At 73.2% G+C, this 3,339-nt stretch carries 4 protein-coding genes; all 4 read left to right on the forward strand.

Annotation, left to right across the window (positions count from 1 at the left end; all coding sequences use genetic code 11):
- Positions 1-100 precede the first annotated feature (100 nt).
- Entirely contained in the window at positions 101-652 is a 552-nt protein-coding gene (locus B7767_RS16390) for a SigE family RNA polymerase sigma factor (protein ID WP_085572840.1), read from the forward strand.
- A complete protein-coding gene (locus tag B7767_RS16395; protein WP_085572838.1) occupies positions 640-1,293 on the forward strand; it encodes a hypothetical protein in 654 nt (217 codons plus the stop codon). The genes B7767_RS16390 and B7767_RS16395 overlap by 13 nt, the downstream gene beginning before the upstream one ends.
- A gap of 143 nt (positions 1,294-1,436) precedes the next feature.
- Complete coding sequence (gene cseB, locus B7767_RS16400) at positions 1,437-2,135, forward strand: two-component system response regulator CseB (RefSeq protein ID WP_073936761.1); 699 nt, start codon at positions 1,437-1,439, stop codon at positions 2,133-2,135.
- Positions 2,136-2,144: 9 nt separating this feature from the next.
- Positions 2,145-3,339, forward strand: a 1,195-nt coding sequence (gene cseC, locus B7767_RS16405) for a two-component system sensor histidine kinase CseC (protein WP_085572839.1), incomplete at its 3' end; no start/stop codon positions are given.

A 3,339-nucleotide genomic window follows, 5' to 3' on the forward strand; every position in this document is an offset into this window, starting at 1 on the left:
TCGACGAGGGCACGGTGACGACGGATCACAGGCGGTACGACCGGCCCGCGCGGGCGGGCCGGGCACGGGGAGCGGGAGGCGGTTCACCATGGCGCAGGACATGGCGCGGGACGAGGTACGGGGTGAGGTCCTCGCGTTCGAGGAGTACGTCCGCACCCGGCAGGACGCGCTGCTGCGCAGCGCCCGCCGCCTGGTCCCGGACCCCATCGACGCGCAGGACCTGCTGCAGACCGCGCTGGCCCGGACGTACGGCCGCTGGGAGACCATCGAGGACAAGCGGCTGGCCGACGCCTACCTGCGCCGGGTCATGATCAACACGCGGACGGAGTGGTGGCGGGCCCGCAAGCTGGAGGAGGTGCCCACGGAGCAGCTCCCGGACGCCTGTGTGGACGACTCCACCGAGCAGCACGCCGACCGCGCCCTGCTGATGGACATCCTGAAGGTCCTCGCCCCGAAGCAGCGCAGTGTCGTGGTGCTGCGACACTGGGAGCAGATGTCCACGGAGGAGACGGCCGCCGCCCTCGGCATGTCGGCCGGAACGGTCAAGAGCACCCTGCACCGGGCGCTCGCCCGGCTCCGCGAGGAGCTTCAGGCGCGTGATCTGGACGCCCGCGCGCTGGAGCGTGAGGAGCGGGAGCGTTGCGCGGCCTGACCGGCGCGGGGCCCACCTGGGTCCGGACCACCGCCCGGGCGGCGACCACGGTGACGGCCGTGCTCGCCGCCGTCGTCCTGTTCGTCGCCGGTTGCGGCACGGGCGGCACCGGTGCGCGGGACGAGGGTCCGGCGCACGCGGATTCCGTGGCGAGCGCCCCCGCCGCGGCGTCGGCCGAGCCCTCGCGGACCCCCGACCGGGTGGACGCGGTCCGGCTGATCAAGGCCGACCCGGAGGTCTCGACGGCGGTCAAGCGGGTGCTGCAGCCGTGCGTCGCCGACCAGTACCCCGTCGACGTGAGCTACGGCAACCTCACCCAGGGGGCCGTGGACGACGTCGTCGTCAACGTGCTGACCTGCGGGGACGCGGTGGGTGTCGGCACGTACGTGTACCGCGAGCAGGGCGGCGCGTACGTGAACGTGTTCTCGGCCGAGGAGCCCCCGGTGTACGCGGAGATCGACCGCGGGGAGCTGGTGGTGACCAAGCAGGTGTACGACCGGGGCGACCCGGTGTCGAGCCCGTCCGGGGAGAACGTGATCACGTACCGCTGGGACTCGGGCCGGTTCGCCGAGAAGTACCGCACGCACAACGAGTACGGACGGGTGGCCGGCACGGAGCCGACACCGGTGCCCGAGAGCTGAGACATGGCTCACGTCGTGAACCGGCGGGACCACCCGGGCCGATGAACGGATGAACCCGCGGCGCGGTCCCCGCGTCCATGGGGTGGACGAGAAGAACACGCGCGCACCGACCCCGAGATCACACGAGGACTGAGAACACCGGGATGGCAGACCAGACCCACGTCCTGTTCGTCGAGGACGACGACGTCATCCGCGAGGCCACCCAGCTCACCCTGGAGCGGGACGGCTTCGCGGTCACCGCGATGCCCGACGGGCTGTCGGGCCTGGAGGCGTTCCGCACGGACCGTCCCGACATCGCGCTGCTCGACGTCATGGTGCCCGGGCTCGACGGGGTGAGCCTGTGCCGGCGCATCCGGGACGAGTCGACGGTGCCGGTGATCATGCTGTCGGCGCGGGCCGACGCCATCGACGTGGTGCTGGGCCTGGAGGCGGGCGCCGACGACTACGTGACCAAGCCGTTCGACAGTGCGGTGCTGGTGGCCCGGATCCGCGCGGTGCTGCGCCGCTTCGGGCGCGCGAACGGCGGCCGGGAGGACGCGGACGGTCCGGGTGACGGGGGTGTGCTGGCGTTCGGCGAGCTGGAGGTCGACACCGGGGGCATGGAGGTGCGGCGGGCGGGCAGGCCGGTGGCGCTGACGCCGACCGAGATGCGGCTGCTGCTGGAGTTCTCGGCGGCGCCGGGAACCGTGCTCTCCCGCGACAAGCTGCTCGAACGGGTGTGGGAGTACGGCTGGGGCGGCGACACACGGGTCGTCGACGTCCATGTGCAGCGGTTGCGTACGAAGATCGGCCAGGACCGTATCGAGACGGTCCGCGGCTTCGGTTACAAGCTGAAGGCCTGAGCGAAGCGGATGCGCGGGTATTTCCGGCGCCTGGTGGCGGCGTGCGTCGACCGGGTGGGCATAGGTACGGGTCTGCGGTGGAAGCTCAGCGCGGCCATCGCGCTGGTCGGGGCGCTGGTGGCGGTCGCGCTGAGCCTGGTCGTGCACAACGCGGCCCGGGTGTCGATGCTGGACAACGCGCGCGACCTGGCGGACGAGCGCGTCATGATCGCCCAGCGCAACTACGAGCTGTCGGGGCGGCTGAACTTCCCCAACACCAAGATCGACGACCCGGAGCTGCCGAAGGAGCTGCGGGAGAAGGCCGAGGGGGGCCGGCGGGCGACCTACGTGGCGGACCGGCCGGACGGGACGCCGGACATCTGGGCGGCGGTGCCGCTGAAGAACGGGCACGTGATGTCGCTGCACTCCGGGTTCACGGACCGCAGCTCCGACATCCTCGAGGACCTCGACCAGGCCCTGGTGATCGGCTCCATCGCGGTGGTGCTGGGCGGCAGCGCGCTCGGGGTGCTGGTCGGGGGGCATCTGTCGCGGCGGCTGCGGAAGGCGGCCACGGCCGCCAACCGGGTCGCGAAGGGCGAGACGGACGTCCGGGTGCGCGAGGCGATCGGCGGGGTGGTGCGCGACGAGACCGACGACCTGGCCAGCGCGGTGGACGCCATGGCGGACGCGCTGCGGCAGCGGCTGGAGGCCGAGCGCCGGGTCACCGCCGACATCGCGCACGAGCTGCGCACCCCCGTGACCGGTCTGCTCACCGCCGCCGAGCTGCTGCCGCCGGGCCGGCCGACCGAGCTGGTGCTGGACCGGGCCAAGGCGATGCGCACCCTCGTCGAGGACGTCCTGGAGGTGGCCCGGCTGGACAGCGCCTCCGAGCGGGCGGAACTGCAGGACATCCTGCTGGGCGAGTTCGTCGCCCGGCGGGTGGCGGCGAAGGACCCGGACGTCACCGTGCGGGTGGTGCACGAGTCGGAGGTCACCACCGACCCGCGGCGGCTGGAGCGCGTGCTGCTCAACCTGCTCGCCAACGCCGCCCGGCACGGCAGGCCGCCCATCGAGGTCACCGTCGAGGGCCGGGTCATCCGGGTCCGCGACCACGGGCCCGGCTTCCCCGAGGCGCTGCTCGCCGAGGGGCCGAGCCGCTTCCGCACCGGCAGCGCGGACCGGGCCGGCCGCGGTCACGGGCTGGGCCTGACCATCGCGGCGGGGC

Origin of the sequence: Streptomyces sp. 13-12-16, from assembly GCF_002114215.1 — a bacterium.
GTDB lineage: Bacteria > Actinomycetota > Actinomycetes > Streptomycetales > Streptomycetaceae > Streptomyces.